Below are 25,776 nucleotides of genomic sequence, written 5' to 3'. Positions count from 1 at the left end.
AAAAATGATTTGAGAGAAATGCTGCGAAAGCAAAAGGAGGAATGAAATAGATGACCACCTTCCCTGCGCAGGCATTACCCTGTCCAGGTTCTACGGGTATTTTCTCAGCATCCGGCAGGCTTTTGGCCAATCCGGTAGCACCCCGAGGAATCTGTTTTGATTACGGCCGTAATCGAAGTGCAAAGGTAAAGGCATTTTTTTCAAATAATTGTAACATTCCGGAATGACTGTCCGTCCTACTCTAAATGCTGATACCAATTTTAAATAGAACTACATGAAAAGTTTATTAAACCTTGCCTTCCTGTTGCTGCTGAGTACGGGAATATTTGCCCAGACAACCACAATTACGGATAATAATGCCCGCCCCAGGAATGTGGGAGCTTTTACGGGTGTGAAGGTGTCTACAGGCATTGAACTCTTATTACAGCAGGGCGACCAGAACGCCGTTGCGGTCAGTTCCAGCAAACCCGAATACATGGAACGCATCAAGACGGTAGTGGAAAATGGTGTATTGAAAATATATATTGATAACGATGGATTTGATTGGAAGTGGCGTAAAAATGTAAAATTCAAAGCCTATGTGTCCATTCGTGAACTGACTTTGCTGCATGTGTCTTCAGGAGCAATCGCAAGAACCGGTAGTGTTATCAATGTTGGCGACCTGGATCTTGACGCCAATTCCGGTGCAATCATTGAAGGCGAGTTCAAAGGCAGGCAGATTAAATCAGACAACAGCAGTGGTGCCATTACCACTTTGAAAGGATCTGCTGAAAGTATCACCGTTGAAGCCAGCAGCGGAGCCATGTTCAAAGGGTATGGCATATCAACAGTTAATTGCAATGCTGACGCAAGCAGTGGCGGTATCATTAATATTACTGTTACCAAAGAATTGAGCGCCGAAGCAAGCAGTGGCGGTGTGGTAAATTATAAAGGTGGCGGAATGATCCGTAATATCAGAACAGGTAGCGGCGGCAGTGTTAAATCCAATGGTTGATACATCAGGAAATAAATCAGAAATAAACAATTATATGAAAAGAATCCTTCTAGCAATGCTGGTTCTGGCAGTGGTTGTAAATGCGAAAGCCCAGAAATTCATCATCAACGATCGCGATGCAGAACTGCGCTCTGTCGGTAGCTTTACCGGCATCAAAGCTTCCAGTGCCATAGATATTTATATTTCACAGGGAGATGAAACTGGGGTGGCCGTAAGTGCCACGGAGCAGAAAGTGAAGGACCGGATAAAGACTGAAGTAAAAGACGGTGTCCTCAATATATGGTTTGACGGAAAGGGATGGAGCGACTGGCGGGGAAACAAACATATGAAGGCTTATGTTTCTGTAAAGGAAATCAATATGATCAAGGCCGACGGTGCCTGTGATGTGAAGTTGATGGGAAAGCTGAAGGCGGATCGGCTGAATGTGGATATGGGAGGTGCCAGCGATATTTCCGGTGAGTTGGAATGCCGGCAACTGGATATGAATCTTAGCGGGGCCAGTGATACAAAACTGAAAGGCAGCATCGGAAAAGTGTCTGTAAAACTTAGCGGAGCCAGTTCTGTAAAGGGGTGGGATCTCGTCACAGATTATTGTGAGGTGGATGCCAGTGGTGCATCATCCATTAATGTGGTTGTGAACAAAGAACTGAACCTCAAGGCAAGCGGTGCGAGTGATATTAATTATAAGGGTACTGGCCTGATCAGGGAAATGAAGTCAAGTGGAGCAAGCAGCATCAGTCGGAAGGATGGTTAAGGAAAATGCTGCTTTCTGCAGGACAAAACATATTTTTTAAAAAAGTTTTGGAAGGGAAGGGTCTACGCTGTACATTTGCAATCCAAATCGCGAAGTAGAGCAGCGGTAGCTCGTCGGGCTCATAACCCGAAGGTCGGAGGTTCGATCCCTCCCTTCGCAACAAAGAAGACCTCATAAAGAGGTCTTCTTTATTTTGTGGGCTTATTGATTCCATACCAGGGGCAATACCACCATGAAATATTTATCCCCTTCAATAACCTGAAAGCCATCCTGCTTCATTAGTTTGTACTTGTTGCTGATATTCTGAAGCCCGATCCTGGTAGAATATTCCCTTTTTTGTTTTCTCTGCAGATTGTTATTTATGACCAGTTGGTTGGCTGAGGTCGTGAAGATCTCAAGAACCAGCGGCTGTTGCCTGCTGACGATATTATGTTTTACCGCATTTTCAACCGCCATCTGAAGGCTAAGCGAAGGCAGCAGGTATGGAAGGTATTTCCTGTCTATTTCCATATTGATCTGCAGCCCTTCTCCATGCCTCGTTTTCAGCAACTGGGAATAACTTTCTATAAATGCCAGTTCTGATTCGAGTGTAGCCACTCCAAATTCATTGTTGCGCAGTAAATAGCGGTATACTTTGCTGAGCTCATCCAGGAATTTTTCTGCCTGTTTCTTGTCTTCACTGATCAGGCCGGATAATGTATTGAAACAATTAAAAAGGAAATGCGGGTTTACCTGGCTTTTAAGGTTCTCAAATTCCTGTCCGATACTCATCTGTACCAGCAATTCCTGCTCGGATAAACTTTCTTTATACTTGTCAATCAGGTAAATTACTTCCCATAATGTTTCAAACAGCAGGTTTATAATGAGCCCCACCAATAAGCACCACCTGGCATCCTCAGGCCTGAAATCGTATCCGAATAAATGCAATTGATGATACAGGAAGATGATTGCAAGTACGGAGGGCGACATTATAAAGAGGTTGACCAGTAATTTCAGAGCTGATCTTTTCCAGGTCTGGTTGAATTCAGGATATTTTGCACGTATAAAGTGGTCATATTGGTAATGCAGGTACCATGATCCCAATCCCAGCAGGAATATCAGCGGAACAGAAATAAACCAGATGATAGGTTCCTGGTAAAACCGGTCATCAAACAAAATGACATTCAGGGTTACTGAAATAAAGGGCATAGATGCCAGGAACCCGATCCATTGGTACTTTGGTGGTGAATGGAATTTCAAAATGCTACCTCCTTGTCTTTGATCAGTGGCAGGTAAATGGTGCGGTCTGATTTTGTTTCCCTGATTTCAATACCCGGACTATTCAGGAGTTTATATTTTTTCAGGAGGTTGTCAATTCCCTCTTCATAATCAAAAGAGTCCTTGCTGATCCTTGGATGTATGTTGTTATTTATAACCAGTGTACACGTTGATTCACTTGTTATTTTTATTCTCAGCGGGGTTTCCGCACTGGCAGTGTTTGTATAGATGATGTTCTCCAGCATTACGTGTATGCTTAGGGGTGGAATAAACTGATTGCGGCATATTTCCGGTACTTCAATAGCAGCCTGTATGGCTTTGCCAAAACGGGCTTCGATCAGGTGCAGGTAGGATTGGACAAAGCGGAGTTCTTCCTCAACCGTAACAAGTAGTTCGTCATCTCCCCTGAGCATATACCTGTGCACTTTGCTCATTTCATTCAGAAAACGTTCGGCAGCCTGTTCGTCTTCGCTGATAAGACTGGATAAAGAATTAAAGCAGTTGAAAAGAAAATGTGGATTTACCTGTCCCTTCAGTCCCAGCAATTTAGTTTTCTGGTAAGCATTCTTTAATTGTTCCGTTTCTGTAATGGAGCGTTTCCATCCCTGGAAGTTGACCACCGCTTCATTGATCAGTATTATAGTTGTGCTGGAGATGCACGCAAATAAAACTGCCCACCAGAAATTTTGTTGTTTTGCCGGGCAGGCTTCAAAACTGATCAGCTTGTAATAAGCGTAAATACTTGTGATCATGAGGATGTTAATAACAGCAAAAACAGGAATCATGGCTGAAATTCGCCTGAAGATATCAGCATTGGAAGGGAACCTTTTTCTGATAAGGATGGCAACTGTGCGGAAGATAAAATAGCAGCAGAAAATAAAAATGGCAGACAGTCCGAATGAATACAGGAAGATATTTAATGAGCCGTACACACAGGAACCAAATAGCAGGGCGTTCAGTATTCCCACGAATGGGAACATGAACCAAAGGAAAATAATCGGTTCTGTTTTACTATATTTTCTGAATGCCATTGTGTCCGGTTCTTGCTTTGAAAGAGAATACCACTCCTTCCTCATTGCTGTAGGTGTCGGCAACGGTTCCCAATGTCCTCGCTCTCGCCTTTATATCGGAAATACATCTTGAAACCATTTCATTATCCATGTCAGGTTTTAGTCCGGGTGCGGTTATTTTCATTTGCAAACATCCTTTAAGATAATCCAGTTCAACCCTGACAAGTTTTCCCTGCATTGTTTCCACCAGGCAGGTAATGGCTGTTTTGAAAATTATGATGAATTCATGCCTGAATTTCATACTTAACTGCAGGTGGCCGATGGATGTTCCTGTGGAAATGAAAACCTCTGCCCCGTGCCGGTTCCGCATCGCTTCCGCCACTTCGTGAAACCGTTCAATAGTTTTGGGCATGCTGTCATTTGCCGGGTCTATGCTCCATAAAACATCCTTCATGGCAATCACCATATTGCGGCTTTTCTTCTGGATCTCGTAAATAAATTCCTTTGATTTTTCAGGGTCTGTACTCGCTTTCATGCCCGCTATTTCACTCAGTACGTTGATGTTCAAAAGCGTGGTGTTCACCTCGTCATGCAGGTTTCCCGCGATGGCGCTGCGCATTCGGGCTTCATTCTCCAGGCGGGAGGTCCTTTGTTTGTCAAGCCAAAACAAGACAGCAGCGAAGGCAAGGGCCAGCAGGGAATAAAACCAGGTGGATCGCCAGAATGGGGCGCTGACAGATATGGTAAGGCTTGTGATTTGGCCGATCTGGCCATCAGCTTTCCTGCTGGCAACATTCAGCGTATAATCGCCGGGAGCCAGATAATTGAACAAGGCCTGTTTCAATTTCCCTGATTCCTTCCATTCTTTATCCAGTCCCACCAGTTTGTAATAAATGCCATAATCATTCTGGTAGGTTAAGGTGGTGAACTCCAGGATCAGTGAATTCTGGTCATGCCTGAGTTCGAGCTTCCCGCTTTTGCGGACAGAATCAACCGGCAGGGCTTTATTCATGAGACTGATGCCACTGATTTCAACTTTTGGCGGGGTATAGTCTTCCACAGTTACCTGCAATGGATCAAACACCAGCATGTCGTGGCTGGTTCCTATTACTATGCGCCCATCACGTAAAAGACCAACCGAAGCGGTACTGAAGCTGTTGGTATGGATGCCATCCATCGCAGAATAATTGCTGATCTTGTTTTTCCGGATATTGAAGCTGATGATTCCCGATCCGCTGGACATCCACAGGTAACCTTTCGGGTCCAAAGAAAAATTGGCGATCTCATTGGAAGGAAATCCGTTGTTGGTGTTATGGTGTTTGATTTTGCCGGTATGCAGATTGAGAATATTCAGGCCGTTTGCCGCTATTGCAAAAAGGCTGTCATCATATTGAAGGATGTCTGAGGTGGCATTGGCCAATAGTTTTTTATCATCCGGCCCCAGGGTGTTGATGTTCATCACGATTTCACCAGTTTGGGGCCTGATCCTGTACACGCCATTAATAGCGTTGCAAACCCAGAGATAACCCGTTTTGTCGAGGTATAACCGGGATATGATTCCTTCCAGTTTGTGCTGGACGGTGAACTGCCCTGTTGCAGCATTCCATTTGATCAGGTAGCCTCGCTGGGTTCCGCACCAGACATTGCCATCCCTGTCTTCTGCGATCTGCCGGATGGTGCTGTTTTCAAACACCGGGTCCCTGATTATCCGGGTTTTCTGGCTGGCAGGATCGTATATAACCAGTGTTCCTCCCTGCTGGCCACGCCAGATTTCACCATTATTACGTTCGAGAATACACCAGGTCATCAATTCTCCCATATTGATACCCTGCTTCACCAGGAGGGAGTTGACAGGATTGAATTTCTGGTCATAGGCAAACACCCCGGAACCCCAGGTGCTCACGTAAATATTACCCGAAGAGGAATGAAGCAGGTCGGTGACATCGGGACTGAAGAGGGTGTCCCGGCCGAACCTCCGGTTATGGATCACTGAAAATTTTTGTGCAGAAGGATTAAATCTGTACAAGCCTTTATCGGTGCAGATCCATACATTTTTTTCCCTGTCTTCATACAGTTGATTGACGCCATCGAATAGAATGCTGTTTTCACCCGGACTGCTATTGGGCACAGGATCAATTGTGCTGCCGGCCGGGTTGAACCTGGCAAACAGGTTGTGGCCTGCCAGCCATGTACTGCCATCCTGCAGGGTGGTTATTCCCCTTAATTCAAAATATTTGTATTTTAATTTGGCACCAATCACATGCTCCCAGGAGGAGACCATTCCGGTGGCAGGATCATAGGATTGGATAGTGAGGCCCGTTTCCGGCCAGGAACTGATCCAGAACCTTCCGCCGGGCTCTTTATACAGCAGGTTGATTACCTTCAGTTTGCTGAATTTTTCAATTACTGGTTCCTTTTCGGGGTTATGCCCCGCGTAAGAAAGCATCTGGGTCTTTTTATTGAATTTTGCCAGGCCGGAATCGCAGCCAAGCCAGTAGTTGTATTGCTTGTCCTGCCATAAATGGATTATGTTCCAGCCCTTTGGAACCCTGAATAATGAGTTGCTGCGAAGGAAGATGGAGTCTTTTTCCCGGAAGGTAAAAACAGTTCTTTTATACCCGAACAGGAATATATTGTTTTCCTCATCAATGTAAATATTGCCTATCCCCCTGTCAAAATTTTTGTCTGGAAATTTAATATTCACTTCATGGAAACTGAGGTCTGACACATCCAGGTAACCGACTTTGAAGTCGCCGAAAACAAGCCATAGCCTGTCTTTTTTATCCATTGCCATCAGGTAAACAATACCGGGGGGGATGGAGCCCGGAACTCCCGGACGATGCCGGATGTCAAGAAATCTGTGACCGTCAAAGCGCTGGATGCCGTGGTGACTGGCAATCCATATATAGCCTTTTTTATCCTGCTGAACGATCATCAACTGATCTGAAACCAGTCCGTCCTGCTTGCCCAGGTGCGAATACAGGTAAGATGGCGGCTGTGCCCTCAGGCAGGTCGTGAAAACAATCAGGGCCGTCAGGCAGGTGTAAAAATGGGTCAAGGCTGGTGGGTTTTCCTGGTCAAATGTAATAAACCTATAATGCAAAATCTTTTCAAGGTCTGCTTGTATGAATTGTGAAAATTTGGTAATGGGTTGGGGGATTGCCTGTATTGGACTACCTTTGTGCTCTTTTTTTATTCTATGCGGCAACATTTCACGCAGAGAATCTGACTACCTCCCGCTTTCTTTAGCGTATAAACTGTTGCCTGCAAACCGCTAAAGATGAAAGCAGGATTCGTAAATATTTTTGGAAAGCCCAATGCGGGCAAGAGCACCTTACTGAACGCCTTTATGGGTGAGAAGCTGGCTATTGTGTCTCCCAAAGTGCAAACAACCCGTCACAGGATCAAGGGAATACTGTCTGAACCGGGTTACCAGATCATTTTTTCCGATACTCCCGGGATCATTGAACCCAAATACAAGTTGCACGAGCGCATGATGCAGGCCGTAAAAAGCGCCCTGGAAGATGCCGACCTGGCTTTGTTACTGGTTGATGTGTGGGATGACTGGGCAGAAAGTGATGCCATTTTTTCTGCATTAAGGCTGAGGGTGCCGGCCCTCCTGGTCCTTAACAAAATTGATGGCGCATCTGCCGAAAAACTGGAGCAGGCCAAACAGTTCTTCAGCGGAAAGCCATATGTAAAAGAGATTGAGATGGTTTCGGCTCTCCGGAAACAGGGAGTTGATGAACTGTTACAGAAAATCCTTTCCTTCCTTCCGGAAGGGGAGCCGTTCTTTGACGAAGACAACCTCACGGACCTGCCTACCCGTTTTTTTGTAGGGGAGCTGATCAGGGAACAGATTTACCAGCTTTACCAGGATGAGATCCCATATCATACGGCCATCCTGGTGCAGGAGTTCAAGGAAAAGTCAACCCTGGTCAAGATTATGGCCGATATCATCGTACAAAGGGATACCCAGAAAGGAATTATTTTAGGAGAGAAGGGGAAGATGATCCGGGAGTTGGGAACCCGCTCCAGGCAGGAAATAGAAAAATTCCTGGGCCAGAAAGTGTTCCTGGAATTGTTCGTGAAAGTAAGGCCGAAATGGAGGGATAATGATTTGCACCTGCGGGAATATGGATACAATTAATTGTGGTATATTAACATAAATCATTATGTGATGAAAAGGTATCCACTATTTTTTGTCCTTATACTGGTCAGCACCCTGGGCAAAGGCCAGGTGTTCATAGAAATGAATCCTAAAGGACAGGATTACAAAGGTGATTGGACCGTTTACGGAACGGAGAACCTGAATAAGAGCATACCCGACGAAAAGGTAAATGGGTCAAGATATTGGAGTGAGGACTGGAAACTGGCTTCACTTTACGGATCGAATAAAAATGTAATTGCCCGTTTGTTTGTGCGGTACAATCTGTTGAGCCAGGAAGTTCATTTTAAGGACCTGGAAGGGAAGGAGCAGGTGGCGTCACCGGAAATTCTTAAAATGGCCGTGTTGCATCCAGGTGAGGATACATCAGGAATTTTAACAGTATTCAGGAATGACCTGCCCGATGTTTATATAAACAACAAACCTGTTCAGGGATACCTGGAGGAACTGAACCGGGATACTTTCAGGTTGATGAAGTTGAACAGGAGAGAGTTGGTGGTAATGGATGCCCGCTTCGGAACGGAAAAGCGGTATGAATTAAGAGACAGGCTGGACTATTTTATCAGTGGCAATAACAGGGTCGTACACCTGAAAAAGCTTTCAGCAGAATATGTACTGACGGCTTTGCCACGGTCATCTGGTCTCAGGCCCTACATAAAAGAACAAGGTCTTTCACTGAAAAAGGAAAATGATGTCCTGGTTTTACTGAAAGCCTATGATGAGTTTATAAAGAAACAACCATTAGCCGGTAAGGCTGATTAAATAACTAAGATCTAAATTTTTGATTATGGCCGGATATACTGTGGCAATTGTTGGCAGACCAAATGTAGGAAAGAGCACTTTTTTCAATCGTCTGCTGGAACAACGGAAAGCGATTGTGGATGATGTAAGTGGTGTGACGCGTGACCGCCAGTATGGTATTGCCGAGTGGAATGGTAAAACATTCAACGTCATCGATACAGGTGGTTTCGTTCCCAAAAGCAATGACGTATTTGAGCAGGAAATCAAGAAGCAGGTGCTGATTGCCCTGGAAGAAGCAGATGCCCTGGTATTTATGACCGATACTGCCACCGGTATCACAGATCTTGATGAAGCCATGGCAGATGTGCTCCGGCGCACTACCAAGCCGGTTTACCTGGTCGTTAACAAGGTAGATAACAACCAGCGATTACTGGAAGCCACTGAATTTTATGGCCTCGGGTTTGAGAATATTTTTTTCCTGTCAGCCATCAGCGGAAGCGGCACAGGAGAAGTGCTGGATGCCATCACCGAAAAAATTTCGGAAGACAGGTATGCCGAGGACGAAGGGGAAGGAGTTCCAAAGTTCGCCATCATCGGCCAGCCTAACGTAGGCAAATCTTCCCTTTTGAATGCTTTGGTGGGCCAGGAGCGTACCATCGTAAGTGATATTGCCGGTACCACAAGGGATACGATTCATACCCATTACAACATGTTCCAGAAGGAATTCATCCTGATAGACACAGCAGGTATCCGAAGGAAACAGAAAGTGGAGGAGGACCTGGAGTTTTATTCCGTTATCAGGGCTATCAAGGCGTTGGATGAGGCGGATGTCTGCCTGCTGGTGCTGGATGCGCAGAAAGGAATAACAGCCCAGGACCTTAGTATCTTCAGTCTGGCAGCCCGCAAGGGAAAGGGGATTGTGATACTGGTAAACAAATGGGATCTTGTGGAAAAGCAAACCAATACGGCACGTGATTATGAAAAACTCCTGAAGGAAAGGCTGGCTCCATTCACGGATGTTCCCGTTTTATTCATTTCCGCGAAGGAGAAAACCAGGATTTTCAAAGCCATTGAGATTGGCCTGGAAGTGGTGGAAAACCGTAAGCGGAAAGTGACGACTTCACAGTTAAATGATACCATGCTCAAGGCAATTGCAGCGTATCATCCGCCTGTTGTTCGTGGTAACCCGGTGAGTATCAAATATGTGACACAATTGCCAACGGTGGTTCCTTCCTTTGCCTTTTTCTGTAATTATCCCGATGATATCAAAGCGCCCTACAGGAATTACCTTGAAAATAAACTGCGCGAACAGTTCAATTTCAAAGGGGTTCCGGTGCGGATATTCTTCAGGAAAAAGTAAGAAACCAGGTATGGGCCCGGATGAATCGTGAAAGGAAGGTGAAAAAGTTGGTTCGAAATTTGATTATATGCGGCAAAGGCGTAAATTTGCGCCTGTTTTAAAAAACATCCACAAAACGTAAACAAACAATGAAAAAAGTATTTGCTGTTCTGGCTATCGCTGCCGCTTTCGCCGCTTGTAACAATGCTGCTGAAACTACTGAAGCTACTGTTGATTCTGCAGTAACCGCTACTGTTGATTCTGCAGTTGCTACCGTTGATTCAGCTGCCGCTGCTATCGACTCTACTGTTAAAGCTGCTACTGACTCTGCAGCTGCTCAGGTAGATAGCCTGAAGAAGTAATTACTTCTGGCAATCATAACTATTTGTAGGGCCCCTTTCATTTGAAAGGGGCTTTTTGTATACCGTTTTTTCACCCTGTTTAGCCGAAACTATTGCGGCGACCTTCACTTCATTGTAATTTTCCCGTAGCAAAATTGTGAGATATGATAATGAGGTGTTGGGTATTGCTGCTGCTTACCATGCAGGCGGGTGCACAGAGCAGGTGGACGGGTTCCGCCCTGAATAATTTATGGGCTGATCCGGCCAACTGGGAACAGGCAAAGGTTCCCGGGCTTCAGGATGACGTTCTGCTTGATAACAGCCTGTTATTGTCAGCTTACCGGGTGGTCTTACCGGATTCTGCTGTAAAGATCAGAACGCTCCGGATACAACCGGTATCTTCCTATTCAATTGTATTGGAATTGCCGATAACCAATTTGGTCGCCAGCGTATCAGGCAGTCTGGATCCAAGGGCTTTCGAAACCAGCGGAAATGGATACACGATACAGATAGGGGCGGGCGGTACCTTCCTGAATGCTTCCGGCAGCAGCAGTGGTTATTCACTGCGAATCAATGATTCCATCAGCATCCTTGCTGGCGGCCGTTATATTCATAGAACCCGAACCGGGCATGCAGAACTGGTGCAACAATTGAGCCGGCAGTCCGGTACGGAAAAGGGGATTTTCAGGTTTGAAAATACAGATGCGGCATCCACTATTTCAATGAGTGGCAGAACTTTCGGAACCTTGCAACTGTCGGCAGTTGCCGGACCCTCAGGTAAGATTTCCTATTCTTCTGCCGGCACCAATAAAGCACAGATCAGGGGCAACCTGGAACTGGAACCGGGGGTGACTTATTCGCTTCATTTTGATGATACCATCCAGGTTGACGGCAATCTCCTGATTGATTCGGCCTTGTTCAATTTGTCAAGCGGTAACAGATCATCGGTCATCCTCCTGAAAAAAGACTGGATACAAAAGGGGGGTGGAATCACTGAAACAAATGCATCGGGAAGAACCGGTACTATCCTGCTCGGAGGCAACACCATGCAGTCCGTCAGTTGTACGGGTCTCCTGACCGACAGTATTATTGTCAGTATTGGTAATTCGTTTGGCGTTACCCTGGCCGCTCCGTTGCGCCTGAGTTACGGGCTTGATTTAGTCAGGGGGGTATTATATTCAGGAACCGAATCCAGGCTCAGTCTCGCACCCGGAGCAACCATCAGGGCAGACAGTATCAGCAGGGCTTCCTATATCGAAGGCGACCTGGTACTTGAAGGATTGGAAGGAGGGTATTCTTTTTTGCCATTGGGTTCCAGTGGAAAACAACGCTGGATATCATTGCGGGGTATTCATGGAGATGTGTCGGCTATGTATCAACGTGAAAGCGCCTTTTCCATCGGAGAGGGACTGGGTGAAGGGATTGACCATGTTTCACAACTGGAATACTGGGTTGTCACCAAGATCAGGGGAGGGCAGTTGCCAGATGCGAATGCCGTCATTGAACTGTCTTTTGATGATGCCTTCAGTGGAGGGGTTTCATACCTGCCCGACCTGCGCGTGGCTGCATTTAATAATGGCCTCTGGTCAGATATGGGTAATAGTGCCACTTCCGGAGCCGCTTTTGACAAGGGCTCTGTTACAAGTACTGTTGTTGAGGGACTGGGCTCGCGGGTTACGTATTTTACCCTGGCCAGTGCAGCGGCAGGGTCCAATACTTTACCGGTATTATTTGAAAGTATCAGGGTCGATAAAGTCTTTAACAGCATCTATTGTTACTGGAAGGTAACTGACCTCGCCGATACGGAAACGTTTGAACTGGAATTGTCAGACAATGGTCGAACGTTTGCGGGTGCAGGAAAAGTCTCTGCAAGCCGGTATAAAACTGATTACCGGTTAGAAATACCAGCCGGCTGGAAGTCGGGATTTTGCCGGATCATCGGCACGGATAAGAATGGACACCGCTATTCAAGCCGGGTGATAAGATTTAGCAGACATCAGTCCCTTACTGACGGATTTCAGATTTTGAGACCAGCAGGAACGGATTTTGTTCTGGTAAATTCACCTGGAAATATGGCCGTTACTATAGAAGTTTTTGATGCTAAAGGAAGCCTAATAACAAGAAAGACTGACTATCTGCATAAAGGCCAAAACCACCTGGAGCTTCGAGCGACAAATTTTCCTGCCGGAATCTATACTATCAGGATCTCAGCACCGGGGAGGATCCTGGGTGTTCAAAAACTGGTTTTTTAGGTGGTTTGTTTCAGCAGGCCGCTGACCCGCTTTTTAAAATTCCTGAAGGCCTTTTGTTCTTCATGGATGAAACCGTTGTCCTCCAGTTTGCCTACGACTATGCCCATCTCATCGTCATTGTCGTAAACCATCCGGCGGAACGGATTCTGGTAATCCTTGGCCCTTGATTCATAAATGCGGTCTGCCAGTTCCTTTCTGAATCCGATACTGCTTTCAAGCAAGGATCTCAGTTCTGCTGCATTGGATGACAGGTCAATTCCATGTAAGGACTTGTAAATAGCCAGGGCATGAGCCAGTTTCTGGTCCGGATACAAGACAGACTGGTTGGCGTAAAGCGAATGTAGCTGGTCCCAGTCAGTCAGTTGCCCTTTCCTGACCTGTTGCAGCCAGCCTTGAACAGTATCAGATTCTATCAGCTGTCCGCCGATATTTTCCCACTTTCCGGGTTTGCCGGCAGCAGGTAGTTTGGCTGCCATCCTATTTAGTGTGCTTAAAGGTTTCCTTGCAAAGAAATCCAGGATTTCACGGGCTGCGTAATAGTTGAGCATCCTTCTGTACCAGTGGTAGGCAGTAGCAGCCTTCCGTATTTCGGCAGGCCTGTGGCTGTTTTCAGCGCCATCCAGCAAAATTACCAGATCCCTGACGGCATCTTCTCCGGCCTGTAATAATGCCGCTCCTTTTTTTCTTAGCTGGCCGGCATTTGCGGATTTTCCTTCTTTCCGGTACCAGGCTTCCCCTGTTGCTTTTTCCAGCAATCCAAGCCCCTGCAGCATTTCATTGACAGTGTCAGGTGCCAGGTAGTCGTATTCAATATGCTGGATTTTTTCAAGCCGCTGATCCCTTGCCACATATTTCCAGGAGTTGCGGGCGAGTGCATACATATTGTGTTCGAACCAGTATGCAGGCATTATAACAAGTCGGTCATTTGAAACATCATTGCTTATGAGGGAGAATGGAAGTTCAATATTGAGTTCTGCCGGGAAATCGCCTTTGGCAATAATACAGAAAGAGGCAAACCTGGAATTGTGCTTCAGGCTGACGCAGAGTCCGGGCCAGAAGCCACGGCCAGCGATCAGTTCTCCGTCGGCGCTCCTGGAATTATGGTTGGAACCGATGGTTGCACCGGCAGCCATATTGCTTTGTCCCATCACCAGCGCCGCACACAGGAAAGAATTGTTGTGGTGCTGTTCATGGGCGGGAAATATCAGGGAATTCAATACTTCACAACAGGATATCGTGGCGTTGTTGCCAAGGTAGGAGTTGATCAGACGAGCGCCGTATTTCAGTTGCGAATGGCTGGCCATGAAGAAGCGTACAGCTTTCACCCCATAGAAAATGCGGCAGCCTACCCCAATGATTCCATTAACCAGTTCGCAGCCCTCACCTATCTGGGTGCGGGCCTCCGGAATGGAGTTGATAGTTACATTTTTTATTTTATTGGCGCCTTTGATATAAGCATCGCTGCCAATCAGAACATCTTTAATGATCCGGCTGTTTTTGATGACAGTGCGGTCGCCGATCATACCATAGTGTCCACGAAGGGTGTCGTAACGGTTATTAGTAAACGAAATGAATTTTTCCTGTAATTGTTTGTCCTGACGGTGCCTGCTCCACAAAAAGGCGTCACCGGGTAACATGCCATCAAACGGAAGAATACTCCGGCCTCCGTTCTCATTGCACACTTCCAGCCAGATCCTTAGTTTTTCGTCTTCTCCGTCCTTTACTATGCCATTTCCGAATTTGGCATGGCTGGTGGTGGCCAGCTCATTTATGTTTACCAGCATTACGTCATTACCTACGATGTAATGCGATATATAGTTGACATTGTCCACTACCACGTTATTACCGAAATCACAACTGATGATGGTGCTGTTGTATAACCCTACCGGCATGCGGAGGTTCTTGAATTCAAGGCAATATGGCTCCAGCTTGCCGATCCTTACAAGACCGAAGAATTTACAGTTTTTTACCAGCTCAGGGTTGAATGCATCCGAGACAAGGATTTTGTTCCAGTCATCACTCTGGTTGCGGTTACGTACCAGTACCTCGATTTCATAAGCAGTCAGCTGCCTGTACCTGATGCCACTGTTGTTCTGGTGGTTTCGCAGGTAATATTCATCTTTTCCTTCAGGTTGATAGCCGGCTTCAATAAAGCCATAACCCAGTGCCTGCAAGGGGCTCTTCCGGATAATGTTCATAAAAGATTTTTATTCTACCGTTACACTCTTGGCCAGGTTTCTCGGCTTGTCTACATCAAATCCTTTTGCTACACCAATGTAGTAGGCGAGCAATTGCATGGGAATAACATTTATAATCGGGGCAATCAACTCATCAGCGTAGGGCACTACGATGATGTCGTCGGCAAGGCTGCTGGCGGCATCATCCCCCTCACTTACCACGGCGATCACTTTTCCTTTTCTCGCTTTTATCTCCTGCATGTTGCTGAGGACTTTTTCATGAAAGCTGTCCTTGGTGGCAACAAAGAAAACTGGAAGTTTGTCGTCTACCAGGGCGATCGGGCCATGTTTCATTTCTGCGGCAGGATAGCCCTCTGCATGGATATAGGATATTTCCTTCAGCTTCAGGGCTCCTTCCAGTGCAATCGGGAAATTATACCCCCTGCCAAGGTAGAGGGCGTCGGTGGCATCCTTGTATTTGTGCGCGATCTCGCGGATATGGTCCTTCTGCAGCAGGGCTGTAGCCACTTTTTCAGGAACATCATTCAGTTCATTCATCAGGTGCATGTATCGTTTTTCAGTGATACAGCCCTTCATGTAGCCAAGCTTTAAAGCGATCATGGTTAAAACAGCCAGTTGTCCGGTAAATGCTTTGGTGCTGGCCACGCCGATTTCCGGACCGGCATGTGAATATGCACCGGCATGGGAAGTACGCGCAATAGAAGATCCCACAACATTTACCACCCCCAGGATGATGGCGCCTTTTTCCTTAGCGCTTTCTATGGCCACCAGGGTGTCGGCGGTTTCACCGCTCTGCGAAATAGCTATGATGACATCCCCTTTGTTTACAACCGGGTTGCGGTACCTGAATTCAGATGCGTATTCCACTTCCACTGGAATCCTTGTCAGTTCCTCAAAAATATATTCTGCTACCAGACCGGCGTGCCAGCTTGTTCCGCAGGCGATCATGATGATGCGGTTGGCGGTCATCAGTTGTTCTGCATATTGCTGGATACCGCTCATGGTAATGGTGCCGGTTTCTGCATCGAGCCTTCCCCTGAGGCAATCAAATATGGTGTGCGGCTGTTCAAAAATCTCTTTGAGCATGAAATGATCGTAGCCGCCTTTTTCAATTGCCGCAAGTTCCATATCGAGCTTGGTAATAAAGGGGGTGACCCTTTCATTGCCGAGGTTTTTAAGGATCAGCTCGTCGGCTTTGATAATGGCGAGTTCATAGTCATTTACATACACTACTTCCTTGGTGTATTCAATAATCGGGGAGGCATCAGAGGCCAGGAAATGTTCTCCTTTACCAATGCCGATCACCAGGGGCGACCCCTTGCGGGCAGCGATGAGGGTATCGGGATTGTTCTCATCCAGCACCACAATTACATAGGCGCCCACCACCCGTTTCAGGGCAATACGAATGGATTCTTCCAGGGGACCGCCATTATTGGTATGAATGTCTTCAATGAATTTCAGCAGCACCTCTGTGTCGGTGTCACTGGTGAACTGGTAACCCTTTTTGATGAGTTCCTGTTTGATCTGGGCATAGTTCTCAATGATTCCATTGTGGATCATGGCCAGTTTGCCATTACTGGAAACATGGGGATGGGCATTCCGGTCACAGGGCTCCCCGTGTGTAGCCCAGCGGGTATGTCCTATACCGATATTGGAATGCAGGTCTTTGCCAACCAGGGTTTCTTCCAGGTCGGCCACTTTGCCCTGCTTTTTATAAACTTTCAGTCCTTCGTTCAGTAAAGCCACCCCCGCACTGTCATAGCCGCGGTATTCCAGGCGTTTTAAACCTTTAAGGATTACAGGATAAGCTTCTCTATGTCCTATATACGCAACAATTCCACACATAGTTAATAGGTTCTTTTTGATTAAAAAGGTTCAGATTAGAAAACGCAATAATAACTAAAATATTTTTTAGTCAATCGATTGCGTAAGTACGGGTGCATCCCGGCGTATTCAACCTGACTGGTAAGAAAAGCCATATTTAAAGGAGCAGCCCGCGGAGAAAAAGATAGGCTACGCTGAAATATATGATCAGCCCTGTAACATCCACCATTGTTGCTACAAAGGGGGCGGAAGATACAGCCGGGTCTGCGCCTGCCCTCTTGAGGAAAATGGGTAACATGGAACCGCTGAGCGTTCCCCAGAGAACCACGCCCATCAGGGATATTCCAACTACTGTGCCAAGAGCCAGGTAGTGTTCACCGTAAACATCCGGAAAAAACTGTGACCATACCGCTACCCTTGCGAATCCGATAATACCCAATACCGAGCCGAGCAGGAGGCCGGAAATGATTTCCCGCCTTAAAACCCGCCACCAGTCGCTGATGGTGATTTCGCCCACAGCCATTGCCTGTATTATCAGGGTGGATGCCTGTGATCCGCTGTTGCCGCCGCTGGAAATGATCAGGGGTACAAATAATGCCAGCACCACGGCTTTCGCTATTTCATCTTCAAAATATCCCATGGCCGTCGCCGTTAGCATTTCGCCGATGAACAGCACCACCATCCAGATCACTCTTTTCCGGAAGAGTTTGAATATGGGCATTTCAAGGTAGGGCTCATCAAGGGCCTCAGTACCACCGATACGCTGGATATCTTCACTGAATTCTTCATTGGCCACCCAGAGTACGTCATCGATGGTTACTATGCCGAGTAGCAAATTGTTGTCGTCTACAACGGGAAGGGCTACCCGATTATTCATTTTGAATGTCTGGTTTGCAACTTCCTGGTCGTCGTTTACATTCAGCGCTATAAAGCGGTAGTCAATAATTTCACTTACGACCCTTTCGGGACTCGTCATTATTACATCCCTGATACGCATATCGTCTACAAACTCTCCCTTGTCGTTCACTACATAGATCACATCAATGGTTTCCGATTCACGTCCCACTTCCCGGATATGTTCCAGTACTTCCGCCATAGTCCAGTCGCTGTTCACTGCGATATAATCAGGTGTCATCAGCCGGCCTACACTGCCATCGGGATATCCCAGCAGGGAAAGGGTTATGCGTCTTTCTTCGGGGTCAAGCGTTTTGATCAGCTCTTTTACCACTTCACTGGGCAGTTCTTCCAGGAAAGCAGTACGGTCATCCGCGGGTAATTCGTTGAGCAATTCCGCGGACTTCAGGGGCGGTAATTCCTGTATGATATGTTTCTGAACGGAGATGTCCAGGATCTTGAACACGCTGGCAGCCCTGTGTGTGCTCATGTTGCCAATGATCTGGCTGGCAAATTCATCAAATTCATCTACCAGGTCAGCCACATCACTGATGTTCTGGTTGTTCAGGAATTCGCGGATCCGCAGTTTGTCTTCCAGGTGAATGATAGACTCAAACTGCTCACTGAGCGATGGTGGTGTTTCCAGTTCTTCCGTCATGCTGTAAAAATACGTTTTATATTGCAGCATGATTTTACCATGTCTCACCGTGGCACCAACCAGCCTTATGGGGCGCGGCGTTTTTACTACAGCGCCCATTGCTGCGGGAACCGTGGTGGAAATCAGTCCGGTTATCGTAATGAATGCCGGTGACCGGAAACACCTGGACCAGACCACCCTTCACGATTATATTTTTGAATGGGGGGATGACCTTTCGCAGTGCTGCATGGCCCTGGGATATGTACCACTCTATAATCACAGTTACACCAGTAATTGCGAGTATGAAATGGATTTTGCTGCCGAATTGATAAGGGTAACAGCAGTCAGGGATATTGTTGCCGGCGAAGAACTTTTTATCAACTACAACGGCGACTGGAACGACAGCAAGCCATTATGGTTTGCTGCGAAATAAACCAGATTATTGTGCGGGAAGTTTACTGATCACCAGGCCGGCGTTTCCACTTACATTGACCTGAACCTGTACATTGTCTTTGTTGATCACGAGGCCGTTTAGCCGCAGTTGCGTGGTGCCGCCCTGCATGACGATGCCGTCGGTGATAACCCTGTTGAACTGGCTGTCAATTTTCTGCTTGTTTTTCTGGTATAGATCGGTGACGTTGATCCTGGCCTGGGATCTCAGGCTTTCAAGGATCTGCCGGTTGAAAAATGTTTTTCCCAGCACCAGGACAATGCTGGAAGAGTTGAGGTCGTATTCAAGATCGGGCACGCTTAACTGTTGGGAAGCGACATCCAGTTCAGGCGAGCCTTTCAGGAACAGTGTGCCTCTCTTGCTTCCGGTAAAACTGATCTTGAACTCAACCATGTAATTGTCCAGTCCCCTGACTTCCACCTGAGCTATCCTGATCTTTTCACCCTTGACATCAAATTCACGGTTCCGCAGCGTACGGGTAAGCAGTGTGTCAATGGTGGTATAATCATACACGGCATTGGCAGTAAGTGAAAAGCCTGATCCGGCGCCCGTTCCGCTCAAGGGAGGCAGGTGGCGAGAGACACTGTGATTGGTGCTGTCGGAACTGATTTCCGGAAAGCAATTGATACCGGCGGTGAATGCAAGCGTGTCTTTGGTGTAATTTATGGAACCCATTCTGACGGAGCTGGCATTCAGCTTCAGGTACCCATAGGTGCTGAGGGGGATTTTCTTTCCTGCTTTTTCGGCTACGGGTTGCAGCACTTCATCAAAGCGCATGTTGTTAATGGAATTATCCAGGTTAATACCAAAGGAATTAACGGATGCGGCGATACTGTCCATCACCTCCTGGGTAACATCATTGTTGAAGATGGTCACCAGGCATTTGTCGATGGCCTGTACCTTATCCACCCTCGTACGGGTTTGAAGCCGGTAGTCGGGAGTGAAACTAAGATCGCTGACCAGGCTGATGTTTACGCGGCGCATTGGTTCAGTGCCAAAACCGCAACTGCCATTGATCCAGGGCGACACTGATTGCCCCATTACACAAACGGTTTTGCTGCCGGCAATCTGGTAATTGCCGTTCATGTTAACCGTTACGCGGTTGTTGATGCAGGAAAACCTGAACATTGATCGCACAAAGCGATATTTATACCGGAAGTCGCACCCACTTGGCATATACGCCGGCCAGCCATCGGAAGTGATTTCTTTTGGCGCCATTTTTTCTGCCTGCTGTAAAAAAGGGGTGATGACAACCTTGATGGGCAGGTTCAGGACAGATTCCGTAAGCGGTGGCAGGGATTTTGCAACGGGCGGAGGTGCCGGTGATGAGGTGATTTTTTTAGAACTGCTGCAGGCTGACAGCCATGCTGCCAGTACTATTGCCGATCCAATTAATATTCGGTTAGTCATTACTGTTAATCCAGGATTTCGTTTACGTGCAGTTTCATGTTTTCGGCCAGTTTGTCTGTTGGTACATCATTCGCGTCGCCACCGAAAGGATCTTCAATTTCCTCTGCAATCAGTTCGAGGCTGGCCAGTACATAAAAGATAAAAGCCACCACAGGAATTACGAGGTATCCGAGGTTGAATACAAAACCGATGGGTAATGTAATAACGTAGATAAAGATGAATTTCTTGATGAATACACTGTAGGAATAGGGGATGGGGGTGTTTTTAATTCTTTCGCAGGCACCGCAGATATCCGTGAAAGAAAGTAATTCTGCGTTGATGGTGATGAGCTGGTCACCGGAAATAATGTTTTTCCTGTAAAGTTCCTGTGCCCTGTTCATCATCAGGGATGCCACCTGGTTTGGAAGATGCCGGGTATGGTCAATTTCAAGCTCGGGGTGGTCTATGGCATCAAGTGCCAGCCGGGTCTTCTCGGAACTTAGGTGGTCTCTCAGGATGGCAGAATACAGGGGGATTGATTTCCTGAAAAAATTGCGGTTTACCTTGTCCTCTACGGGGAGGATTCCATTCAGCTTAATAGCCAGGTTACGCGAGTTATTGGTGAGTGCCCCCCAGAGTTTACGGCCTTCCCACCAGCGGTCATAGGCGGTATTGGTGCGGAAAACCAGTAACATGGAGATGGCAAAGCCCAGCAGGTTGTGCATGATGGAAATGCTCTTCAACTGGCTGTTCTGGGAAAGATTCAGCACTTCCACTTCCAGGTAGGCAATGCCCCAGGAATACAGGGATATGACAACAATCATCGGGAAAAGTTTCCGGATGGTGTCGGCCTTATTGAACTTGAAGAGAACTGAAAGCCAGTCTTTGGTATTATAGGAGATCATATTATTATTCGTTTGTGCTAAACCGGTAGCCTCTGAGAAAATCAGCAACATACATCCTCTTTTTACCCTGTAACTGGATATCCGTAACCTGAATATAACCATTGATGCCGGCGAATTTCAGCCATGTTTTTCCGTCTGTTTCAAAATTTCCCGGCAGGCTTAGCGGGTGTGTATATTCTTTTGTGGCGCCGAAAATTTTCAGGGTCTTCCCTTCCAGTTCGGTATAGGCGCCAGGGTGGGGGGATAAGCCCCGGATGAGGTTGTAGATGTTGTCGATCGGTTGTTTCCAGTTGATCCGGCAGGTTTCGGTAAAGATTTTTGGCGCATGATGCAGACCGGTAGATTCGTCCGTCAGCTGTTCCTGCGGGGTCTCCCGGAGGGTGCCCTCAGCCAGGCCTTTAACCGTTTCCACCAGCGTGTTGGCGCCCAGTTCCTTCATCCGGTCGTGCACGGAGCCGGCATTTTCCTCCTCACCAATTGGCATCCTGGCCTGCATCAGGATATTGCCGGTGTCAATGGCATGCTGCAGTTTGAAAGTTGTTACGCCTGTTTCCTTTTCCCCATTGATGACGGCCCAGTTGATGGGGGCAGCACCCCGGTATTGTGGCAGCAGGGAGCCATGGACGTTGATGGTACCCATGGCAGGCATATTCCAGACCAGTTCAGGTAACATCCTGAAGGCCACAACGATCTGCAGGTCTGCCTTTAAAGCGCGAAGCGCATCCAGGAACAAGGGATCACGAAGCTTTTCCGGTTGCAGCACATTGAGTCCATGCTCAACGGCATATTGCTTTACGGCACTTTGTTGCAGTTGCATGCCGCGGCCGGCGGGTTTATCGGGTGCGGTTACCACGCCAACAATATTACACCCGGCTTTCACCAGTGCGTCGAGTGAAGCCACGGCGAATTCGGGAGTGCCCATGAAGACGATGCGGAGGGAGCGGAAGGTCATTGGGGAATAGGTGAATAGGTGAATGGATTAGTGGAAGTCTTCGTAGAGGAGGTATTTTTTGCGGATTTGTTTGAACCGGTTCAGTGCTGGTTGCCAGGATAAACGGATCTCCGATTCGGTGGCACCGGCTTTGATCTGGCGCATCAGGTCGGCATTGCCGGCGAGTTTATTGAAAAAGTACTGTGTAGGTTGGGCATCCGGCTTCCCGAGGAAGAATTTGCTTTTGTCGGGGAATAGCCGATACGCTTCCAGCAGGTATTTTAACTGGATTTTGTTGTCCAGGGCTTTGAGCGTTTGTTCAGAAGTGCCCGAAATATTCCAGCCGTAACACAATTGGTTTTTCAGTTTGGGATCCCTGGCTCCGTCACGCGGGGTGGGTGTAAAGCTGTACAGATGTTTGGGCAGTTCAGGATGGCCAAATATCTGGAATGGTTTATCTGTACCACGACCTTCACTTAATACGGTTCCCTCAAAGTAACAGGTAGACGCGTACCAGTAGATGGCCGACATATCAGGCAGGTTGGGCGAAGGTTTCACAGGAAGAACATATTTACTGCTATGGGTGTAGTTGGCGCAGGGGATCACGGTGAGTTGAAAGGCGGGTAGTTTTGCATGCAGGCTGCTGTCAAGCCATTTTTCTCCCAGGATCATTTTCGCATACTCACCTATCGTCATACCATATACAACCGGTACGGTCTGCATTCCCACAAATGACCGGTAGGGCTTTTCCAAAACCGGTCCGTCAATATAAAACCCATTAGGGTTTGGCCGGTCCAGGACAAGAAGCGGTTTGCCGGCCTCCACGGCAGTTTCCATAAATTCCTCCAGCGAGGAGATGAAAGTGTAAAAACGAACGCCAATATCCTGTATGTCAAAAATCATAATATCTATCTCTGCCAGGTCGGCCGCCGAAGGTTTCCTGTTTTTACCATAGAGGGAAACCACATTGATACCGGTTGCCGGATCTACTGAACTTTCAACCTTCTCCCCTGCATCGGCAGTGCCACGGAAACCATGTTCCGGTGAAAATATCCTGGTAATGGTAATTCCTTTTTTCAACAGGGCATCGACCAGGTGGGTTTTATCGCTGAGAACGGTGGTCTGGTTGGCAAAGAGTCCCACTCTTTTACCCGCCAGCAGCGGAAGGTATTGGTCAAACTGTTCGGCACCTGGTTGAATAGGCTGGGCAGAAAGGTTGACAGACAGAGATATGGCCATAAACAGGCAGAGAAATATCTTTTTCATGCCGCAAATATAACAATAGAGCACAGCTGCTCTGCCAGTTTTCCCTTAACTTGTGCGCTGATTTGATCAAATTAAACAAACTTTTATGCAACAAGTACAATCCGGCGATACCGTTAAGGTTCATTATCATGGTCGCCTGACTGACGGAACTACCTTTGACAGTTCCGAGGGACGTGAACCGCTGGAATTCCAGGTGGGTAGTGGTATGGTGATTGCCGGCTTCGACAATGGCGTAGTGGGAATGATTGTGGGCGACAAAAAAACCGTTCATATTGCTGTGGAAGATGCATATGGTCCAAAGAACCCTGAAATGGTGATTGAGTTTCCCCGCGACCAGGTTCCGGCCGATATGCCCCTTGAAAAGGGTATGCGTCTCAACCTGAATAATAGTCAGGGGCAGGTAGTGCCTGTAGTGATTACTGAAATCCTTGAAGCCGCTATTATGCTCGACGCCAACCATCCGCTGGCTGGTGAGGACCTGGTTTTCGATATCGAACTGGTTGATATAGTGGGAGAACCTTCCCGCATCATCATGCCATAATCGTTCAGTGAATCCCGAAAAACTTTAGTTAAAAAGCCCCTTGCTCTCAAAACAAGGGGCTTTTTATTTTATTCAAAGGGTTCAGGATAACCGGTATCGAAAATTAAGTACATCCAGTTCGATGGCGGCATACTCAAGGGAATTCCTGAAATGATCATCCTTTCCTGCCAACTCCCCGATGTTTCTGTAATATTGGATGCCTTCCAGAAGATTCGAATAGAAAGCCGCGCAATATTTTTTCTGCTTTTCCGGAAGGTCATCAGCCTTTTCTCCCCCTTCAAGTTGTTCCCTGAGATAATCGATATACAAATGCAACTCCGTGATAAACATATGCGGCCGGCCGGGGTTGGTCATTATATTGGTACGGCCATAAATATGGTCTGTCATGGTCCGGAGTGAAACAATCCGCGAGAAGTTCACAATATTCGGGCCGGGACAAATGGTTACGGCTTCCCTCTTTCTGATAAATTCCTCCTTGTACTTCAGCGCCGCTGAACTGCTCAATCCCACACAGAGGCATTCTTTTTCCAGCACTTCGTCCAGCTGTTTCCGGTATTCCCTTTCCGGAAGATGTTTTGATTGCAGGTCGGCGATCTTCAATTTCTGGTATTTACGGGATGCGGTACAAATCGGCTCGCTGGTAAACTCTGTATTGAATGCAAGGTGTTTCTCGGTGCACGGACTTCCGGGCTTTCCTGCCTTGATGCGGCTGACCCTTTCTTCTTCTGCAGTGGTGCCTTTCAGGTAGTGGAACCGTACACCCAGTGGTGAACTGTGGCTTAATACCATGTCTTTTTCGGTAGCGCGGGAAAGCTTTTGCAGTGTATTGTCATCCACCGTGGTCGCTTCCGGAACCAGCAGAAAAGGGGTTCCCCAACCGATGCTGTTCACCTTGTACCGGTCCTGGAGAAAACGGGCTTCGGCGGATGTGCCCACCCCACCCTGTACGGTAATGGCAACGGGCGGTACAACTGCCGGTATCGGTTTTTGCTTCTGTTTATTCGATGCTGTGTACAGCTCAAACATGGTTTCCGCCAGTTCCTGTTTTTTTTCCTTAAACTCCTCCAGAATCGGTCCCAGCAGGAAGCCGTCTGTAGCGAATGCATGTCCGCCGCAATTGAGTCCAGATTCTATCCGGAATTCACTGACCCAACGACCTTTTTTTGCCAGGTATTTTCCCTGTATCAGTGCCGACCTGTAATCACTCACCTTGATGATGATTTTTTTAGGTGCGTAGCCTTCCTCATCCAGGTCAAAGGCCTCGCATTTTTCAATATAATTATACAGGCGTGGATTGAGGCCGGCAGAAAATACCACTGAGGAATGGGTGAGTTTGCTGTTGGCATACCCCCTGAGGGCGGCAATGGCATCTGATCCATTCTCCACCAGTTGGCCCTCTTTATTAATGTGGTCGCGATCTACCTTGGTCATGATGTTTACATCGATGCTTCCTGGCTGTACCTGCGACCTGAGTTGATTTTCGAGCCTTGTTTTTTCAGGGATGTTTTCCGTGCCGAGCATCTGGAGGTACAATTGTTTTAAACGGCTGTCGTCAGGAAGCATTTCAAAATATTGTACAATCTCGGATCCCTTTTCGAAAGCTGCTTTCCTGAGTTTTTCCACCTGTTGTTGAATGATGGATTGCATCAGGTTTAAATAATCCGTGATGCGTTTGGCACGGTAGTCTGGAAGGGTTTCGGGAATGGGTGAATAATTGAGTCCATACGCTTCATAGTAATGCTTTCTCATCATTTCGATGAGCCTGTCCTCTACGATTGAAACAACGGAGGAGATGCCGAACCTGGCCACTTTAACCGGACTGTCGATGGTGTACGCCAATCCCATAACCGGTATATGAAATTGATGAGCTGGGGAGAATGTCAT

Annotated in this window: 20 protein-coding genes, 1 tRNA gene and 1 riboswitch; of the genes, 10 read left to right on the top strand and 11 right to left on the bottom strand. The window is 47.2% G+C overall.

Going from position 1 to position 25,776, the window contains the following annotated elements:
* Positions 1-43 precede the first annotated feature (43 nt).
* Positions 44-155, bottom strand: a riboswitch (TPP riboswitch).
* Positions 156-274: 119 nt separating this feature from the next.
* The 3 genes from BC349_RS16750 to BC349_RS16740 all read left to right on the top strand — a co-directional run bounded on the left by BC349_RS16750 (position 275) and on the right by BC349_RS16740 (position 1,908).
* A complete protein-coding gene (locus BC349_RS16750) occupies positions 275-994 on the top strand; it encodes a head GIN domain-containing protein (protein ID WP_187257931.1) in 720 nt (239 codons plus the stop codon).
* 34 nt (positions 995-1,028) lie between these two features.
* Positions 1,029-1,748 (top strand): head GIN domain-containing protein, encoded by a 720-nt coding sequence (locus BC349_RS16745; RefSeq protein WP_187257930.1) that lies wholly within the window; start codon positions 1,029-1,031, stop codon positions 1,746-1,748.
* A gap of 88 nt (positions 1,749-1,836) precedes the next feature.
* A tRNA-Met gene (locus BC349_RS16740) sits at positions 1,837-1,908 on the top strand.
* Between the two features lie 41 nt (positions 1,909-1,949).
* On the opposite strand, the gene BC349_RS16735 is transcribed toward BC349_RS16740, so the two are convergent.
* The 3 genes from BC349_RS16735 to BC349_RS16725 are packed head-to-tail and all read right to left on the bottom strand — an operon-like array spanning position 1,950 to position 7,073.
* On the bottom strand, positions 1,950-2,987 hold the full coding sequence (locus BC349_RS16735) for a sensor histidine kinase (protein ID WP_187257929.1): 1,038 nt from the start codon (positions 2,985-2,987) through the stop codon (positions 1,950-1,952).
* Positions 2,984-4,036: a sensor histidine kinase gene (locus BC349_RS16730; protein ID WP_187257928.1), complete on the bottom strand. Its 1,053-nt coding sequence runs from the start codon at positions 4,034-4,036 to the stop codon at positions 2,984-2,986. Before BC349_RS16730 ends, BC349_RS16735 begins: the two co-directional genes overlap by 4 nt.
* Positions 4,017-7,073, bottom strand: a complete 3,057-nt coding sequence (locus BC349_RS16725) for a ligand-binding sensor domain-containing protein (protein ID WP_187257927.1) — start codon at positions 7,071-7,073, stop codon at positions 4,017-4,019. Before BC349_RS16725 ends, BC349_RS16730 begins: the two co-directional genes overlap by 20 nt.
* 222 nt (positions 7,074-7,295) lie before the next feature.
* Between BC349_RS16725 and era the strand changes: the two genes are divergently transcribed.
* From era to BC349_RS16700, 5 genes are all read left to right on the top strand, one after another.
* Positions 7,296-8,165, top strand: coding sequence for a GTPase Era (era, locus tag BC349_RS16720; RefSeq protein ID WP_187257926.1), 870 nt, complete (start codon positions 7,296-7,298; stop codon positions 8,163-8,165).
* A gap of 30 nt (positions 8,166-8,195) precedes the next feature.
* Positions 8,196-8,945, top strand: coding sequence for a hypothetical protein (locus BC349_RS16715; protein ID WP_187257925.1), 750 nt, complete (start codon positions 8,196-8,198; stop codon positions 8,943-8,945).
* Between the two features lie 25 nt (positions 8,946-8,970).
* Positions 8,971-10,284, top strand: a complete 1,314-nt coding sequence (gene der / locus BC349_RS16710; RefSeq protein ID WP_187257924.1) for a ribosome biogenesis GTPase Der — start codon at positions 8,971-8,973, stop codon at positions 10,282-10,284.
* Positions 10,285-10,412: 128 nt separating this feature from the next.
* Positions 10,413-10,625 (top strand): hypothetical protein, encoded by a 213-nt coding sequence (locus BC349_RS16705; RefSeq protein WP_187257923.1) that lies wholly within the window; start codon positions 10,413-10,415, stop codon positions 10,623-10,625.
* Between the two features lie 143 nt (positions 10,626-10,768).
* Positions 10,769-12,856, top strand: coding sequence for a T9SS type A sorting domain-containing protein (locus BC349_RS16700; RefSeq protein ID WP_187257922.1), 2,088 nt, complete (start codon positions 10,769-10,771; stop codon positions 12,854-12,856).
* Here the strand turns inward: BC349_RS16700 and BC349_RS16695 are convergent.
* From BC349_RS16695 to mgtE, 3 genes are all read right to left on the bottom strand, one after another.
* On the bottom strand, positions 12,853-15,054 hold the full coding sequence (locus BC349_RS16695; protein ID WP_187257921.1) for a DUF4954 family protein: 2,202 nt from the start codon (positions 15,052-15,054) through the stop codon (positions 12,853-12,855). The two genes, BC349_RS16700 and BC349_RS16695, sit on opposite strands and share 4 nt — an antisense overlap.
* Positions 15,055-15,063: 9 nt before the next feature.
* Positions 15,064-16,899 carry a glutamine--fructose-6-phosphate transaminase (isomerizing) gene (gene glmS, locus BC349_RS16690; protein WP_187257920.1) on the bottom strand — a complete coding sequence of 612 codons (1,836 nt, stop codon included), beginning with the start codon at positions 16,897-16,899 and terminating at the stop codon, positions 15,064-15,066.
* A 136-nt stretch (positions 16,900-17,035) separates the two neighbouring features.
* The gene (gene mgtE / locus BC349_RS16685) at positions 17,036-18,460 is read right to left on the bottom strand and encodes a magnesium transporter (RefSeq protein ID WP_246457013.1); all 1,425 of its coding nucleotides are present in this window, start codon (positions 18,458-18,460) and stop codon (positions 17,036-17,038) included.
* On the opposite strand from mgtE, the gene BC349_RS16680 reads away from it, so the two are divergent.
* On the top strand, positions 18,459-18,842 hold the full coding sequence (locus BC349_RS16680) for an SET domain-containing protein (protein WP_187257919.1): 384 nt from the start codon (positions 18,459-18,461) through the stop codon (positions 18,840-18,842). The two genes, mgtE and BC349_RS16680, sit on opposite strands and share 2 nt — an antisense overlap.
* A gap of 6 nt (positions 18,843-18,848) precedes the next feature.
* On the opposite strand, the gene BC349_RS16675 is transcribed toward BC349_RS16680, so the two are convergent.
* From BC349_RS16675 to BC349_RS16660, 4 genes are read right to left on the bottom strand one after another with little or no spacing between them, the layout of a single operon-like run.
* Entirely contained in the window at positions 18,849-20,270 is a 1,422-nt protein-coding gene (locus tag BC349_RS16675; protein ID WP_187257918.1) for a DUF4403 family protein, read from the bottom strand.
* Between the two features lie 5 nt (positions 20,271-20,275).
* Positions 20,276-21,205, bottom strand: a complete 930-nt coding sequence (locus BC349_RS16670; protein WP_246457011.1) for a bestrophin family protein — start codon at positions 21,203-21,205, stop codon at positions 20,276-20,278.
* Positions 21,159-22,106, bottom strand: a complete 948-nt coding sequence (gene fmt, locus BC349_RS16665; protein WP_246457010.1) for a methionyl-tRNA formyltransferase — start codon at positions 22,104-22,106, stop codon at positions 21,159-21,161. Before fmt ends, BC349_RS16670 begins: the two co-directional genes overlap by 47 nt.
* Before the next feature lie 27 nt (positions 22,107-22,133).
* The gene (locus BC349_RS16660) at positions 22,134-23,351 is read right to left on the bottom strand and encodes an exo-beta-N-acetylmuramidase NamZ family protein (RefSeq protein ID WP_187257917.1); all 1,218 of its coding nucleotides are present in this window, start codon (positions 23,349-23,351) and stop codon (positions 22,134-22,136) included.
* Positions 23,352-23,436: 85 nt separating this feature from the next.
* On the opposite strand from BC349_RS16660, the gene BC349_RS16655 reads away from it, so the two are divergent.
* Complete coding sequence (locus tag BC349_RS16655; RefSeq protein ID WP_187257916.1) at positions 23,437-23,892, top strand: FKBP-type peptidyl-prolyl cis-trans isomerase; 456 nt, start codon at positions 23,437-23,439, stop codon at positions 23,890-23,892.
* A gap of 81 nt (positions 23,893-23,973) precedes the next feature.
* Here BC349_RS16655 and BC349_RS16650 read toward each other — a convergent pair whose 3' ends face one another.
* On the bottom strand, positions 23,974-25,776 hold the full coding sequence (locus BC349_RS16650) for a hypothetical protein (protein WP_187257915.1): 1,803 nt from the start codon (positions 25,774-25,776) through the stop codon (positions 23,974-23,976).

This window comes from Flavihumibacter stibioxidans, from assembly GCF_014332695.1.
Taxonomy (GTDB): domain Bacteria; phylum Bacteroidota; class Bacteroidia; order Chitinophagales; family Chitinophagaceae; genus Flavihumibacter; species Flavihumibacter stibioxidans.
Note: the sequence above shows the minus strand (reverse complement) of the source record. Positions and strands in the feature narration are given on the sequence as shown.

Bases quoted from the DNA above. Each gene is read 5' to 3' on its own strand.
- BC349_RS16675 (WP_187257918.1), bottom strand. From the start codon at position 20,270: ATGACTAACCGAATATTAATTGGATCGGCAATAGTACTGGCAGCATGG.
- BC349_RS16660 (WP_187257917.1), bottom strand. From the start codon at position 23,351: ATGAAAAAGATATTTCTCTGCCTGTTTATGGCCATATCTCTGTCTGTC.
- BC349_RS16695 (WP_187257921.1), bottom strand. From the start codon at position 15,054: ATGAACATTATCCGGAAGAGCCCCTTGCAGGCACTGGGTTATGGCTTT.
- BC349_RS16655 (WP_187257916.1), top strand. From the start codon at position 23,437: ATGCAACAAGTACAATCCGGCGATACCGTTAAGGTTCATTATCATGGT.
- BC349_RS16650 (WP_187257915.1), bottom strand. From the start codon at position 25,776: ATGACATTCTCCCCAGCTCATCAATTTCATATACCGGTTATGGGATTG.
- glmS (WP_187257920.1), bottom strand. From the start codon at position 16,899: ATGTGTGGAATTGTTGCGTATATAGGACATAGAGAAGCTTATCCTGTA.
- der (WP_187257924.1), top strand. From the start codon at position 8,971: ATGGCCGGATATACTGTGGCAATTGTTGGCAGACCAAATGTAGGAAAG.
- fmt (WP_246457010.1), bottom strand. From the start codon at position 22,106: ATGACCTTCCGCTCCCTCCGCATCGTCTTCATGGGCACTCCCGAATTC.
- mgtE (WP_246457013.1), bottom strand. From the start codon at position 18,460: ATGCTGCAATATAAAACGTATTTTTACAGCATGACGGAAGAACTGGAA.
- BC349_RS16700 (WP_187257922.1), top strand. From the start codon at position 10,769: ATGATAATGAGGTGTTGGGTATTGCTGCTGCTTACCATGCAGGCGGGT.
- BC349_RS16750 (WP_187257931.1), top strand. From the start codon at position 275: ATGAAAAGTTTATTAAACCTTGCCTTCCTGTTGCTGCTGAGTACGGGA.
- era (WP_187257926.1), top strand. From the start codon at position 7,296: ATGAAAGCAGGATTCGTAAATATTTTTGGAAAGCCCAATGCGGGCAAG.
- BC349_RS16705 (WP_187257923.1), top strand. From the start codon at position 10,413: ATGAAAAAAGTATTTGCTGTTCTGGCTATCGCTGCCGCTTTCGCCGCT.
- BC349_RS16715 (WP_187257925.1), top strand. From the start codon at position 8,196: ATGAAAAGGTATCCACTATTTTTTGTCCTTATACTGGTCAGCACCCTG.
- BC349_RS16670 (WP_246457011.1), bottom strand. From the start codon at position 21,205: ATGTTGCTGATTTTCTCAGAGGCTACCGGTTTAGCACAAACGAATAAT.
- BC349_RS16680 (WP_187257919.1), top strand. From the start codon at position 18,459: ATGATTTTACCATGTCTCACCGTGGCACCAACCAGCCTTATGGGGCGC.
- BC349_RS16730 (WP_187257928.1), bottom strand. From the start codon at position 4,036: ATGGCATTCAGAAAATATAGTAAAACAGAACCGATTATTTTCCTTTGG.
- BC349_RS16745 (WP_187257930.1), top strand. From the start codon at position 1,029: ATGAAAAGAATCCTTCTAGCAATGCTGGTTCTGGCAGTGGTTGTAAAT.